The organism is Alcaligenes sp. Lyrl_28, from assembly GCF_051948705.1.
Taxonomy (GTDB): Bacteria; Pseudomonadota; Gammaproteobacteria; order Burkholderiales; family Burkholderiaceae_B; genus Alcaligenes; species Alcaligenes ammonioxydans.
On record NZ_JAYJLG010000003.1, the window covers coordinates 313,943 to 327,959 of the forward strand.

The window sequence follows — 14,017 nt, forward strand, 5'->3', positions numbered from 1 at the left end:
CTTGGTGGCAGTGAGCGGCCGGCGTTGCACGTCGAGGGTGTGAGCGTGGTGCGAGCGCTATTGGAAAGCAGACAAATTGCCATCTATTTTGGGGTGATGGTGCTTGCTGCCGGTCTTTCCCAGGTCTGGGTGTTGCCGGTCAGTCTAGTGGACTGGATCAATCCGGCGCTGGGCGTCATGCTGTATGTCACCTTTTTGCAGGTGCCCCTTGCCCAGTTGGGCAAGGCGCTGACGCAATGGCGCTTTCTGCTTGTTTTGCTGATTGCCAACTTTGTTCTGATTCCTCTGCTGGTATTTGCCTTGTTGCCTCTGCTGCCCGAGCACGATTTGTTGCGCTTGGGTGTGTTGCTGGTTTTGCTGGCTCCGTGTGTCGACTATGTGGTGACCTTTGCCCATATGGGCCGGGCTGATGCACGTGCACTCTTGGCCGCTACCCCGATATTACTGGCTCTGCAAATGCTGTTGTTGCCTGCCTACCTGCGTTTGGCCTTGGGAGAGCAGTTGGCGTTGTCTATTCAGGCCAGACCCTTTCTGAACGCCTTCGGCTTTCTGATTCTGATGCCGCTGCTACTGGCGGCTGCCACTCAGTATCTCGCTGCCAAACGTGCGGTTTGGGCGAAGATCCATCTTGGTTTGGGTTTGGCGCCTGTGCCTGCCACCGCTGCGGTGCTTTTTATGGTGGTGGCCGCTGTTTGGCCGCAATTGGAACCCGCACTGGACGTGATAGGGCGCATCGTACCGGTTTACCTATTATTTGCGGTTCTGGCCCCGATGATTGGCTGGGCGGCGGCGCGGCTGGCGGATCTGGCAGCTCCCATGCGGCGTGCCGTTGCATTTAGCACTGCCACGCGTAATTCGCTGGTTGTCCTGCCGTTGGTTCTCGCGATTCCCGGCGCCATGCCTTTGCTGCCAGCCATCATTTTGGCCCAAACCTTGGTGGAGTTACTGGCACAGCTGGTCTATGTGCGTATGGCAACTCTACGCCAAGAAGGTACGCAGGCTTGAGCAGGCCTGTGAGCCCTGCACAGTTCTTTCTTATAGCGCTTATAAAAAAACCCACATGGTGATGCGCTAGCTACGCTCTATGATCTGCTCCGCCTCCGTGCCGAGTGCAATCTTTTGTGGCGTGCCTGTTCTGTGCTCGCCTATTTACTACTTGGGAAAACTTCAACATGCTAGTTGCCGCTTTTCTGGCGTTTGCAGGCCTGTGCCTGTGCGTGAATGGTGTTCGTCTCTACTACTCTGAAGGCCACCACACGGAAAGACTGGTGAGCGCCAAAGATGCCGCCATCGTTAATTTGTTCACCGCTGTACTGGGATTTATCTGTATGTCCCACATCCTGAATCCCGCCAACAGCGCTGCCTATTCCCCTTTGTCAGCTGTCTATCTGGGCCTGTTTGCCTTGACTTACTTCTGGGTGGGGGTGAATGCCTTCACAGGCAGTGATGGTCGGGCCCTGGGATGGTACTCCTTGTTGGTGGCGTGTATAGCTGTTCCGGCTGCATTGACTAATTTGCGCGTGGCCGAGCAGGTTTTTGACTACTGGCAGGTAGTGAGCTGGCTGTCCTGGGCTGTGCTCTGGTTCATGTTCTTCTTGCTGCTGGTTCTGAACAAGCCTATTGCCAGGCTGACTGGCCTGGTATCTGCGGTGCAAGGGGTACTAACGGCCCTGTTGCCGGCGTTGCTGTATTTTTGGGGTGTGATTTAGGCTCCAGGCTGGAGGGAAAAGAGAGCCCCTCCAGTTCGGGCTGCAAACCCAAGACCGCTATGGCGGTCTTTTTTTATAGGATCGCTTGATACGGGGGGCGCAGTGTGCTTGCGTGTTTTCATTGAGTAAGCTGTTAAGACGCGGGCCAGCTGAGAGGGTTTTTAAGGAAAAATGAAAAGTAAATTAAGGCGGCTAAATATTTGGTTGTCGGTGGGGAATTAACAAATATATTTCCCTAATTCACATGGGAATTGTTAATGATTTTTTTAATTGATGCTAAAGTGAATGGGTTTGCTAGTAATAAGCCGATGCGGTTATTGATTTTTCACTTTTTTAGTGGAATAGGCATATGGCTTTACGATTTTTGATTGATCCGTGAAGGAGTTTGAATCGTGTACCATGCAGCCGCTTCCAGTCCAGCCCCCCAGCCCAGGCCGGAGCCTAAACCCATGCGTTGGCCTGGTGATTTTCCGGGTAAACATGATAGGCAGGATTAGCTTCTGCTAGATGCAAAAAACCGCTCTCCTTGAGCGGTTTTTTCTTATTTGAAAATTAACCCTGTCAGACCTCTACCCCTGAGAGAACCAGGTGTATGCATATAAAAGCAAAAATCAGTTTTTTTCGAATGAGAGAGAGGCGGCTAAGGTTTACCGGTCTTGGCTAAGAAGAATGGCTGAAAGAGGGCTTGCAGAAAGGCATGATGAGGCTTGCAACGCGTTGGGAACATAGTCTGTTAGCAATTTTGGAAATAGGCTGGCTACCGCTCTTTCTTTTTCAAGCCCTTTATAAGCAAAACCGGCTTATTTATAACATCCAAAAAAAGGTACAACGACGATGAAGAAAAGGAGAGGGATGCTGCCTTTCTTTGTGTTGATTCACGGCGTGGTAATGGAAAAAAAGTGCTGCTGATTTGCTTTAATGCTGAAATAAAAGACGGCGGAGTTTTTGTGCTTTATGTCAAGAAAGAAGCGGAATGAAGATGGTACTTGCAATCAAGGGATAGAGGTTTTTCTAGTGATCGATTTTTAACTCAAAAGTATGGTGGCTGATAGCTTGGGGTGTTTGTTTTTTTGTTGCTTTCTATACGGTAACTAGGTCGCTGTATATCAGTATCTTCGGGAATAGGCGCAGTAGGGGCTGGCTATATATCGTTGCCGACAGTAATCTATGATTTGGTGGCTTTCTACCTGATTCGCTGGATGGGGTTTTTACCTAAGTGCCCCAGGCAGTGGCAAAGCAGGAGTCAATGTCATTTATGGGCGATAGATGCTAGCTGATATGGTATTTCAATAATAGTTTTAATTCTTATTTAGGCGTATAGGAAAACGAGATATGCCAAGCAACCCTCAGCCAAACCCCACCCCTAATCCGGACCCTAAGCCCACCCCGGCTCCGGAGCCCGTTCCCGGCCCGAAACCGATGCGCTGGCCCAGTGACTTCCCGGGAAAGCATGATCGACACTCGTGACCGCTGACGAGTGATTCCAGAAGCAAACTTTCGAGTCTTGTAGCCTTAGGGCCGGCGCTTCGTATTCAACGGTGTTTTCGCCCGTTTCCTCCTTCGCAAGGCATAGGTAGAGCGTTGCGCGCACGGACGACTACCGCACAAATTCGCTAGGTAAATTGTGCCCGCCGTGTGGATAAAATGCCGGTACGTGAATTGAGCTGAAAGAAATTTTTGGGGAGTAGCGGAAATGAGTAGGGCAAAACAAGATGACAACGTGCTTTTTTCAGTGCGCATGCTGGCAGTGTCCCTCGTGTTGGCGATGAGTAGTGCGGCTGCCAAGGATGTGTCAGTCACCTTTTCTCATAAGGATTGGGATCTGAGCTGTGATAACACCCTGACTTGTCGTGCCGCCGGTTACGCACCTGAGAGTGAGGAGCCAGGTTCAACCGTGCTGTTAACTCGTAAGGCAGGCAGGGGGGAGCCGGTTGTCAACAAGGTGATGCTTGCGCACTATGACGATGCTCAGCAGCAGACAGGTGCGGCGCCAGAACTGTTTATCGCAGGTCGTACTGCAGGCCGATTAAGCTCGGCGGGCGATGAATCATGGCAAATGAGCGAGGATCAGTTCACTCGCTTTCTGGCGGCCTTGAAAAAAGACGATGCTCTGTCTTTCCGCCAGGATGACCGAACTTATTTGTTCTCAGGGGCAGGTTCAAGTGCGGTCTTGCTGAAAATGGATGATGTGCAAGGGCGCGTGAATACGCCAGGGGCGATTTTACGTCAGGGAAAGGCGAGTGAGTCGACGGTGAAGCTCCCCCTTGACGCCCCTCGTATTACTCGTGCCCCGGTTATCGATAAGAACCTTCGTCCCATGAATCAGCAAGAGGACGCCTTGATTCGGCCAGTGCTGCTGCAGGCGCTGGCAGCCGATACCGAGCAGTCCTGTAGTGATGACAGACTGTCCGAACCTTGGGAAATCGCACGACTTGATCCGCAGTTTTCCCTCGTTGCCGCACCGTGCTGGCTGGCGGCTTATAACGCGGGGGACGCCTATTTTCTTGTCAGTAATACCATGCAGTCGGCTCCCGTGTTGGTGAGTGACAGTGCTACCGGGTACGACAATGGTCTTATCTCCTCTGCGATGAAAGGCCGCGGGTTGGGGGATTGCTGGAGCTATGAAACATCGGTCTGGGATGGCAGCCGCTTTGTAGAAAGTGAACGTGGTGATACGGGGCGTTGTGCCCTGATTCGGGCAGGAGGAGCCTGGGATATCCCGGTCTATGTCAGCGAAGTGGTCGGACCCTAGGGAACAAACCGGCCACGGACGCCGTTTGCAGGGCATCCTTGGGCGTGCCGGCCCAAGGGGCCGGTGCAAGCGCCTATACGGTCACCGAATCAGGGCGCGTTCCAGGCGGGCCCTGATCTTTTTTTGCCAGTTCAGGCACTTGCCTAGGGTGAAAATCCACGATAGAATCTACGTCTTTCGTGTTGCGAACGTGGCGGAATTGGTAGACGCACCAGATTTAGGTTCTGGCGCCGAGAGGTGTGAGAGTTCGAGTCTCTCCGTTCGCACCATCAAACGAAAGCCGTTGTTTTACAAAATCAATTTTAAATACGTCAACGGTTTCATTTTTTTTCTTCTTATTGTCTGGCTTTTGACAGACTGCTTTCACGCTTTCCAGCGTTTGGCCCTAGTGCACAGAGTTCATTTGCGGTGGTGGGTCGATTTGCTCGGGAGGCTACCTTCTGCGGCAGCCTATTGCGTATCACCCCATTCAGTGACGTTTAGGACTCTTGGCGATCAGGCCACGTGCCTGCCAATCAGCCTGCTGTTCGGCGCTGATGCCTAGGCTGTTCAAGATGTCTTCCGTGTCCTGGCCCAGATGGGGGGCAGGGCGGTATAGGCCGCCGGGTGTCTCGCTCAGCTTGGGGACGATGCCAGGGACTTTCAACGGTGTGCCATCGGGCAGTTGGCTGTCGAGCAACATGTCGCGTGCCTGATAGTGCGGGTCGGCCGCAATGTCGGCAATGTCGTAAACACGACCGGCCGGAACGCCTGCCTGATCCAGAATTTCCAGCACCTTGTCCAGTTCCAGGGCGCTGGCCCAGTGGCCGATGGCCGCATCAATCACACCTGCGCTCCTGGCACGCCCATCGTTATGGGCGTAGTCCGGGTTGTCGGCCATGTCGGCACGGCCAATTGCGACCATCAGGCGTTTGAAGATACTGTCGCCGTTGCCCGCGATCAAGGCATATTTACCATCTTTGCATACATAGGCATTGCTGGGCGTGATGCCCGGCAAGCTGCTGCCGGCTGGTTCACGTATGGCGCCAAACGCAGCGTATTCCGGTAGCAGGCTTTCCATCATGTTGAAAACGGCTTCGTAGAGGGCGACATCGATATACTGGCCGACGCCTCCGTTTTGTTCACGTTGCCGCAGAGCCATCATGATGCCGATGACGCCGTGCAAAGCGGCCAGCGAGTCGCCAATCGACACGCCGACACGCACGGGCGGGCGCCCGGCCTCGCCGCTCAGGTGGCGCAAGCCGCCCATGGCCTCACCGATGACGCCAAAGCCAGGCTTGTCCTTGTAAGGGCCGGTCTGTCCATAACCGGAGACCCGCAACATGATCAGGCCGGGATTGATTGCCTTGAGGTCTTCCCAGCCCAGCCCCCATTCCTCCAGGGCGCCAGGACGAAAATTCTCGATGAGGATGTCGCATTCCTTGACCAGGGCGCGCACCACGTCCTGGCATGCAGCTTGACGAAGGTCCAGAGCCAGCGACTTCTTGTTACGAGATTGCACCTCCCACCAGACCGAGTTACCGTCATGCAGCAAACGCCATTTACGCAAGGGGTCGCCGCCTTTAGGGGATTCGATCTTGATAACGTCCGCGCCAAATTCGCCCAGGATCTTGGCGGCAAAGGGGCCGGCGATCAATTGGCCCAGTTCCAGGACCCGGATGCCGCCTAAAGGGGTGTTCATGTGCATGTCAGTCTTGCGTCGGGAAGGTAAAGTAAGGGATGATAGTCCGGCACGGCTGTATTGTCTTGACAGGAAATTATGATTCAAAATACGTTTGTTTGGATTTACCGTGCCAGTTTCCGGTAAAATGCCGGATTACTCTTATCAATTACTCAATTTAATATAGGTCTTCAATGCAGCCCGAGGTTGAAATTCTGTCCGGCTTGGAGCGCCGAGTCGATGTGGTCGTTTCGGTGGCCGACGTAGAAAAACAAGTCCAGGCCCAGCTCAAGCGTGTGGCTCGTACGGCCAAGGTACAGGGCTTCCGTCCCGGTAAAGCGCCTTTGTCCGTTGTCGAGCGCAGCCACGGCCCTGGTATCCGTTACGACGCCATCAACGAAGAAATCGGCAAAGCTCTGGACAAAGTGATCCAGGACTCCAAACTGCGTGTTGCTGGCACGCCCAATCTGGAAGCCAAAGAAGGCGACGTGCCTGAAGGCACCATGGCCTTTACCGCCACGTTCGAAGTCTATCCTGAAGTGAGCTTGCCTGATTTGTCCAAGCTGGAAATCAAGCGTGCCAACACGCCTGTGACCGACGAAGACATCCAGCGCACCGTAGACGTGCTGCGCAAGCAACGTGCCAACTACGAATCCAGTGCTGATCGCGCGGCTCAGGAAGATGACCGTATCACGCTGGACTTTGTGGGCACCATCGACGGCGTCGCCTTTGAGGGCGGTAGCGCTGAAGGGTTCCAGTACCTGCAAGGTCGTGGCCGCATGCTGCCTGAGTTCGAAACGGCTGTTGCCGGTATGAAAGCAGGCGAAACCAAAACATTCCCCCTGGAATTCCCTGCCGATTACACCGGCAAGGAAGTGGCTGGCAAAACAGCCGAATTCAAGATCACCGTGACAGACGTGGCCCAGCCTGTTCTGCCCGAGCTGGATGCTGAATTTGCCAAATCCCTGGGTCAGGCTGAAGGCGATGTCGAGGCCCTGTTGGCTGATATCCGTGCCAACATTGAGCGCGAGATCAAGGCTCGTGTCCACGCTCGCAACAAGTCTGCTGTGATGGATGCATTGCTGTCTGCCAGCGATTTCGAGGTCCCCAAGGCCTTGGTGGACAACGACGTGCAAGGTCGTATTGCTTCGGCTCGCGCTGAACTGAAAGACCGTGGCGTGCCTGATGCCGACAAGATGCCTATTCCGGCCGAGGCGTTCCAGGAAGAATCCACTCGCCGTGTGCGTTTGGGTCTGCTGGTCTCCGAACTGGTCAAGGCCGCTGAATTGCAAGCCAAGCCAGAGCAGGTTCGCGCCCGCATCGAAGAATTTGCCCAGAACTACGAACAGCCCGCCCAAGTGGTGGCCTACTACTTGTCCGATCGCCAGCGTCGCGCCGAGATTGAGGCAGTGGTACTCGAAGACAATGTCGTCGAGCACGTACTGTCCCAGGCCAAGGTGACCGACGAGGAGGTGGCGTTCGACCAAATCATGGGAACCAACTAAATGTCGTCAACCTTTGTCGACTTCTACGCCTCAATGCATGGGGGGCACTCCGTTGCCCCTACGGGTTTGGGCTATGTGCCTATCGTGATCGAGCAGTCTGGTCGGGGAGAGCGTTCTTACGATATCTACTCCCGCCTGCTGCGCGAGCGCATCATTTTTCTGGTGGGCCCGGTTCATGACAACTCGGCCAATCTGATCGTGGCCCAGCTGCTGTTTCTGGAGTCGGAAAATCCTGAGAAGGATATTTCGCTCTACATCAATTCGCCCGGTGGCTCGGTCTATGCAGGCCTGGCCATCTACGACACGATGCAGTTCGTCAAGCCGGAAGTCTCGACATTGTGTACCGGCATGGCTGCCAGCATGGGTGCGTTCTTGCTGTCTTCGGGCGTCAAGGGCAAGCGCCTTGCCTTGCCCAACTCGCGCATCATGATTCATCAGCCCTCGGGCGGTGCGCGGGGGCAGGCTTCCGATATCCAGATTCAGGCCAAGGAAATTCTGAGCCTGCGCGAGCGTTTGAACAAGATCCTGGCCGAGAACTGCGGTCAGCCTGTCGAGCGTATCGAGCTGGATACCGAGCGTGACAACTTCATGGCAGCTGAAGACGCTGTGGCCTATGGCCTGATCGACAAGGTGATGAGTACTCGTGACGAGTAATCACCTTCCCCTGCGAGGGGCGGTCTGAAGCAGTACTATGGCTGTTCGGGGGCGGGACTTGTTCCCGTCCTTTTACCATCCTGAAGTGAAATTTAAATTTATGTCCGAAAAGAAATCGGCCGACGAGAAAGTTCTGCATTGCTCGTTTTGCAACAAAAGCCAGCATGAGGTCAAAAAACTGATCGCTGGGCCTTCGTCCGTGTTTATCTGCGACGAATGTATTGATCTGTGTACCGATATCATTCGTGACGAAGCGGCGGGCGCCACTCCTGATGGTGAACGCAAGGAATTGCCTACTCCCCGGGAAATCAAGGAATTTTTGGACGGGTATGTGATTGGCCAGGAGATGCCCAAGCGCACCTTGGCCGTAGCGGTGTACAACCACTACAAACGAATTCGTAGCGGCAAGGCAAGCCGTGACGATGTAGAGCTGTCCAAAAGCAATATCTTGCTGATCGGGCCAACGGGCTCGGGCAAAACGCTGCTGGCCCAGACACTGGCCCGCATGCTGGATGTGCCTTTTGTGATGGCCGACGCCACGACGCTGACCGAGGCCGGTTACGTGGGCGAGGACGTTGAGAACATCGTTCAAAAACTGCTGCAAAACTGCGATTACGATGTGGAAAAAGCGCAGCGCGCCATTATCTACATCGACGAAATCGACAAGATTTCCCGCAAGTCGGATAACCCTTCGATCACCCGCGACGTCTCGGGCGAGGGCGTGCAACAGGCACTGCTCAAGCTGATTGAAGGTACGGTGGCGTCTGTGCCCCCGCAAGGTGGCCGCAAACATCCGAATCAGGACTTTGTGCAAGTGGATACCACGAGCATTCTGTTCATTGTGGGTGGTGCCTTTGACGGTCTGGAAAAGGTGATCCGAGACCGTACGGAAAAATCTGGCATTGGCTTTGCTGCTTCGGTGAAAGCCAAGTCTGAGCGCGGCGTTGGCGAATTGTTCTCCGAAGCCGAACCCGAGGATCTGATCAAGTTTGGTCTGATTCCCGAGCTGGTGGGCCGGTTGCCAGTGGTAGCCACGCTGGAAGAGTTGCATGAAGATGCGTTGATCCGCATCCTGACCGAGCCTCGCAATGCGCTGGTCAAGCAATTCCAGAAATTGCTGAACATGGAAGGGGTGGAGCTGGAAGTTCAGCCCGAAGCCCTGCGCGCCGTTGCTCAGCGGGCCATCAAACGTCGCACCGGCGCTCGCGGTCTGCGCAGTATTGTCGAGCAGGCCCTGCTTGATACCATGTACGAGTTGCCCTCGCGCAAGGACGTCAGCAAAGTGGTGCTGACCGAAGATGCGGTTCTTGGAAAGAGTAAACCCGAATTGATTTTGGGTCGTCCTTTGTCCGATAGTGAAGCCAGTGACACTGAGTCGCCCTTGAAAAACGCAGTAGCTTAGAGATATTTCCTTGCTGGTGCTCGCTCTGGCTTCGGTCAGAGGCGCGCAGGCAAGACAGGGCGGCAGGCAAGGATTAAGAAAGGGGTGAGAAACCTACGGGCGTAAACGTTGGCCTTTCTTTAACTTTGTAAAGTTCTGTTCTCATGTTCGTTCGGCCTACTTGAAATATCAAAATTTGCCACAATCTGAGCTACAACAGGTTAAACCGTGAAAGGGAAGCCCAGGCTTCCCTTTTGCGTCTAAGGACATTTATAGGAAATGACTATGTCTGCGAGCCAGATTCTTTCTACGGAACCTATTGAGCTGCCGCTGCTTCCTTTGCGCGATGTAGTGGTGTTCCCTCACATGGTGATTCCGCTTTTTGTGGGCCGGCCTCGCTCGATTAAAGCTCTTGAGCTGGCGATGGAGTCCGGCAACAATATTATGCTGGTGGCGCAAAAGTCCGCGGGCAAGGACGATCCTGCTCCCGAGGATCTCTACGAAATTGCGTGTGCTGCCAGTATTTTGCAAATGCTCAAGCTGCCCGATGGCACGGTTAAGGTGCTGGTCGAGGGTTTGCAGCGCGCTCGCATCACGCAGGTCCAGGATGCGGAAACCCACTTCATGGCCTCCGTGGTCGAGGTGCCCGGTGATGCCGGTGATGCGGCTGAAACCGAAGCGCTGCGCCGTGCTGTGCTGAGCCAGTTCGAGCAATACGTCAAATTGAACAAGAAAATTCCTCAGGAGATTCTCACTTCTCTGACGGGGATTGATGACGCCGGTCGTCTGGCCGATACCATTGCTGCTCACTTGCCTTTGAAGTTAGAGCAAAAGCAAGGCATGCTGGAAACGCCCAAGGCTATGGAGCGTCTGGAAGGCTTGTTGTCTCAGTTGGAAGGCGAAATTGACATCTTGCAGGTCGAGAAGCGTATTCGCGGCCGTGTGAAAAAGCAGATGGAAAAGAGCCAGCGTGATTACTATCTGAATGAGCAGGTCAAGGCCATTCAGAAAGAGTTGGGCGAAGGCGAGGACGGTGCGGATGTTGAAGAGCTGGAAAAACGCATCGAACAGGCCCAACTGAGCAAAGAGGCGCTTAAGAAAGCCGAATCCGAAATGAAGAAGCTCAAGCTGATGTCGCCGATGTCAGCCGAAGCTACGGTGGTGCGCAACTACATTGAAACGCTGGTCGGCTTGCCGTGGCGTAAAAAGAGCCGTATCAATAACTCCTTGAGCAATGCCCAGGATGTGTTGGATGCGGATCACTTTGGCCTGGAGAAGGTCAAGGAACGGATTGTCGAGTACCTGGCAGTGCAACAGCGCGTGGACAAGCTCAAGGCACCTATCCTGTGTCTGGTTGGCCCTCCGGGTGTGGGTAAAACCTCTTTGGGTCAGTCGATAGCCAAGGCCACGAACCGCAAGTTCATTCGCATGGCTTTGGGTGGGGTGCGTGACGAGGCCGAGATTCGTGGTCACCGCCGTACGTACATCGGCTCCATGCCCGGCAAGGTGGTTCAGAACATGAGCAAGGTGGGTGTACGCAACCCGCTGTTCCTGTTGGACGAGATCGACAAGATGGGTGCGGATTTCCGTGGTGATCCATCCTCGGCATTGCTGGAGGTTCTGGACCCTGAACAAAACCACACCTTCCAGGATCACTACCTGGAAGTGGACTACGACCTGTCCGATGTGATGTTTGTGGCAACCAGCAACACCTTGAATATTCCACCGGCCCTGCTGGACCGTATGGAAGTGATTCGTCTGTCGGGTTACACCGAAGACGAAAAAGTGCGGATTGCCTTCGATTACCTTCTGCCCAAGCTGATGAAAAACAACGGCGTACGCGAAGGCGAACTCGAGGTGACGGAAGATGCCGTGCGCGACATCGTACGCTACTACACGCGGGAAGCGGGTGTCCGTTCGCTGGAGCGGGAAATCAGCAAAATCTGCCGCAAGGTGGTTCGCAAATTGCTGGTAGCCAATCCTCAGGCTGGTACACGAGCGTCCCGTCACAAGGTTTTGACGCAGGAAACCCTGGTGGTTAACTCGGAGAACCTGAGCGAATACCTGGGCGTGCGTCGTTTCTCCTTCGGCCTGGCCGAGAAAGAGAACAAGATTGGTCAGGTGACTGGTCTGGCCTGGACCGAGGTGGGTGGCGATTTGCTGACCATCGAAGTCGCCGATATGCCCGGTAAAGGCAATGTGCTGCGTACCGGTTCGATCGGTGACGTGATGAAAGAGTCGGTCGAAGCGGCCCGTACGGTTGTGCGATCCCGTGCTCAGAAGTGGGGTATCCCCAATACGGTGTTTGAGAAGCGTGATCTGCACGTACACTTTCCAGAGGGCGCGACGCCCAAGGATGGTCCATCGGCCGGTATCGCCATCACGACCGCTATCGTATCCAGCCTGACGGGTATTCCGGTTCGTGCCGACGTGGCCATGACGGGTGAAATCACCTTGCGCGGCGAAGTTCTGCCTATCGGTGGCTTGAAAGAGAAGCTGTTGGCAGCGCAACGCGGCGGTATCAAAACCGTGATGATCCCGGAGGAAAACGTCAAGGACTTGGCGGATATTCCCGATAACGTGAAAAACACGCTTGAGATCATTCCGGTGCGTTGGATTGATCGCGTATTGGAAGTAGCGCTGCAAGATCCCGTCACGCCCTTGAGCGACGAGGAAGTGGCTCGTTTGGCTGCTGAAGCCCTGGCGGCCTCTCGTGCTGCTGGTGCTGGCTCCGAGTCATTCAAGCACTAAGCCGTTCTTTCTCGCAGTACCAAAAACAGGCTACCTTGGGTTCAAGGTAGCCTGTTTGCATGTTGGGAGTGCTACCCAGGCGGGGCTGAGTCATTCCTGCGCTTGTCGTGCCTGGTAGGGGCAAGCCGTAAAAAACCCCATAGTCCACAATGGGGTATGGGGTTTTGAGCTTGGTCTGTGTATGTCGCCCGGAACCTGGGCCAGGACAGGGGCTTAATGGAGCGGGTTGGTGCGAATGAGACCGACAGCAATGCCTTCCAGGGACAGGGAGTCGGGATCGGTGACGACAATCGGCTCAAAGTCCGGGTTTTCGGGCAAGAGGATTACCTGATTGCTGGAGCGTGACAGGCGCTTGACCGTGACATCATCCCCAATGCGAACCACCACAATCTGACCATTACGTGCCTCGGTGGTTTTTTTGACTGCCAGCAGGTCCCCATCGAAAATACCGGCGTCTTTCATGCTCAGGCCACGTACACGCAGCAGATAGTCGGGCGTTTGAGAGAAAAGGGTGGGGGCAACGCCAATTTCGCGCTCGATATGCTCGGTGGCCAGAATAGGACTGCCGGCGGCAACGCGACCAATGATCGGCAGCAAAAGTGCATCGGCCAAATTGGCCAGTACGTTGTTGCTGCTAGGCGTACTGTCGCGGGTGTCCGTGCCGAGCAGTCGTATGCCGCGCGAAGCGCCGGCCGTCAGCTCGATAGCGCCTTTACGGGCCAGAGCCTTCAAATGATCTTCGGCTGCATTGGCGGACTTAAAGCCCAGCACCTGAGCGATCTCGGCTCGAGTGGGAGGGAAACCGGTCCGTTCGATCTCGGAACGGATGATGTCCAGCACTTGTTGTTGGCGTGCAGTGAGCTTGGCGGTCATAGTATTGTCTGCTGAATATATATACAGTAAAGATTGTGCGTTACCGTTCGTGTTTTGGCAAGCGGCTCAGGCCGTAAAGACTTAACTTTTGGCCTTTGGTGGCACCGAAGCGGGCGGGTTCCAATCCTTGCGGTCCAGTGTATACAGAACATGCGGCACAAGTTTGTGGCCGGCAGGGACGCCGGGATGATCGAAGGTGCCCGGCTGCTCCGTCATGCCCAGACGTTGCATAACGGTTTGCGAAGGGAGGTTCAGTTGCGCGGTGTAAGCAACGATCTGCTCCAGCTCCAGTTCTTTGAAAGCAAAGGCTAGGCAGGCGCGAGCCGCTTCCGTCGCAAACCCCTTGCCCCAGTACTCGGGTAACAGGCGCCAGACCAGTTCTACGCAAGGTTGAAAATACAGGTCGGCCGTGGGGCGGTTCAAGCCCACCATGCCGATGAATGCGCCGGTTTCGTTCAGTTCTACTGCCCAAGGGCCCCAGCCGTGTTCTTCGATCAGACTTTGGCTTCGCTGAGCGATGGCATCACTTTGAGCACGATCCAGCGTTGTGGGATAAAAGCGCAGTGCATGCGGATCACGGTTCAAACGGTGAAAGGGCTCCAGATCGGTGGCTTTCCAAGGGCGGAGAAGCAGGCGGTCGGTATGTAGGGAAATCGCGTCGGTCATGAGTGTTTTCCAAGGGCTGGAACAACAACGCCCTTCCGGAGAAGGGCGTTGGTGGGTAGGGCTAAG

10 protein-coding genes and 1 tRNA gene are annotated in these 14,017 nt (G+C 54.8%); 8 read left to right on the plus strand and 3 right to left on the minus strand.

Annotated elements, in window-relative coordinates:
• Positions 1-39: 39 nt before the first annotated feature.
• From VF694_RS09185 to VF694_RS09200, 4 genes are all read left to right on the plus strand, one after another.
• Positions 40-1,005 carry an arsenic resistance protein gene (locus tag VF694_RS09185; RefSeq protein WP_440164147.1) on the plus strand — a complete coding sequence of 322 codons (966 nt, stop codon included), beginning with the start codon at positions 40-42 and terminating at the stop codon, positions 1,003-1,005.
• Positions 1,006-1,172: 167 nt separating this feature from the next.
• Positions 1,173-1,709, plus strand: coding sequence for an AmiS/UreI family transporter (locus VF694_RS09190; protein ID WP_059317757.1), 537 nt, complete (start codon positions 1,173-1,175; stop codon positions 1,707-1,709).
• A 1,693-nt stretch (positions 1,710-3,402) separates the two neighbouring features.
• Entirely contained in the window at positions 3,403-4,461 is a 1,059-nt protein-coding gene (locus VF694_RS09195) for a DUF1176 domain-containing protein (protein WP_440164148.1), read from the plus strand.
• 184 nt (positions 4,462-4,645) lie between these two features.
• A tRNA-Leu gene (locus tag VF694_RS09200) sits at positions 4,646-4,730 on the plus strand.
• A gap of 200 nt (positions 4,731-4,930) precedes the next feature.
• Here the strand turns inward: VF694_RS09200 and VF694_RS09205 are convergent.
• Entirely contained in the window at positions 4,931-6,142 is a 1,212-nt protein-coding gene (locus VF694_RS09205; protein ID WP_003801404.1) for a CaiB/BaiF CoA transferase family protein, read from the minus strand.
• 173 nt (positions 6,143-6,315) lie between these two features.
• Between VF694_RS09205 and tig the strand changes: the two genes are divergently transcribed.
• The 4 genes from tig to lon all read left to right on the plus strand — a co-directional run bounded on the left by tig (position 6,316) and on the right by lon (position 12,412).
• A complete protein-coding gene (tig, locus tag VF694_RS09210; protein ID WP_059317756.1) occupies positions 6,316-7,626 on the plus strand; it encodes a trigger factor in 1,311 nt (436 codons plus the stop codon).
• The gene (gene clpP / locus VF694_RS09215) at positions 7,627-8,280 is read left to right on the plus strand and encodes an ATP-dependent Clp endopeptidase proteolytic subunit ClpP (RefSeq protein WP_039943264.1); all 654 of its coding nucleotides are present in this window, start codon (positions 7,627-7,629) and stop codon (positions 8,278-8,280) included. It abuts the gene before it with no gap.
• 100 nt (positions 8,281-8,380) lie between these two features.
• The gene (gene clpX / locus VF694_RS09220; RefSeq protein WP_039943329.1) at positions 8,381-9,682 is read left to right on the plus strand and encodes an ATP-dependent Clp protease ATP-binding subunit ClpX; all 1,302 of its coding nucleotides are present in this window, start codon (positions 8,381-8,383) and stop codon (positions 9,680-9,682) included.
• Positions 9,683-9,946: 264 nt separating this feature from the next.
• Complete coding sequence (gene lon, locus VF694_RS09225) at positions 9,947-12,412, plus strand: endopeptidase La (RefSeq protein ID WP_003801394.1); 2,466 nt, start codon at positions 9,947-9,949, stop codon at positions 12,410-12,412.
• Between the two features lie 213 nt (positions 12,413-12,625).
• Here the strand turns inward: lon and lexA are convergent, their stop codons facing one another.
• Both lexA and VF694_RS09235 read right to left on the minus strand, forming a co-directional pair.
• Positions 12,626-13,285 (minus strand): transcriptional repressor LexA, encoded by a 660-nt coding sequence (gene lexA / locus VF694_RS09230; protein WP_003801392.1) that lies wholly within the window; start codon positions 13,283-13,285, stop codon positions 12,626-12,628.
• A gap of 81 nt (positions 13,286-13,366) precedes the next feature.
• Positions 13,367-13,951 carry a GNAT family N-acetyltransferase gene (locus VF694_RS09235; RefSeq protein WP_003801391.1) on the minus strand — a complete coding sequence of 195 codons (585 nt, stop codon included), beginning with the start codon at positions 13,949-13,951 and terminating at the stop codon, positions 13,367-13,369.
• Positions 13,952-14,017 lie beyond the last annotated feature (66 nt).

Bases quoted from the DNA above. Each gene is read 5' to 3' on its own strand.
- VF694_RS09205 (WP_003801404.1), bottom strand. From the start codon at position 6,142: ATGAACACCCCTTTAGGCGGCATCCGGGTCCTGGAACTGGGCCAATTG.
- lon (WP_003801394.1), top strand. From the start codon at position 9,947: ATGTCTGCGAGCCAGATTCTTTCTACGGAACCTATTGAGCTGCCGCTG.
- clpP (WP_039943264.1), top strand. From the start codon at position 7,627: ATGTCGTCAACCTTTGTCGACTTCTACGCCTCAATGCATGGGGGGCAC.
- VF694_RS09195 (WP_440164148.1), top strand. From the start codon at position 3,403: ATGAGTAGGGCAAAACAAGATGACAACGTGCTTTTTTCAGTGCGCATG.
- VF694_RS09235 (WP_003801391.1), bottom strand. From the start codon at position 13,951: ATGACCGACGCGATTTCCCTACATACCGACCGCCTGCTTCTCCGCCCT.
- lexA (WP_003801392.1), bottom strand. From the start codon at position 13,285: ATGACCGCCAAGCTCACTGCACGCCAACAACAAGTGCTGGACATCATC.
- VF694_RS09190 (WP_059317757.1), top strand. From the start codon at position 1,173: ATGCTAGTTGCCGCTTTTCTGGCGTTTGCAGGCCTGTGCCTGTGCGTG.
- clpX (WP_039943329.1), top strand. From the start codon at position 8,381: ATGTCCGAAAAGAAATCGGCCGACGAGAAAGTTCTGCATTGCTCGTTT.
- tig (WP_059317756.1), top strand. From the start codon at position 6,316: ATGCAGCCCGAGGTTGAAATTCTGTCCGGCTTGGAGCGCCGAGTCGAT.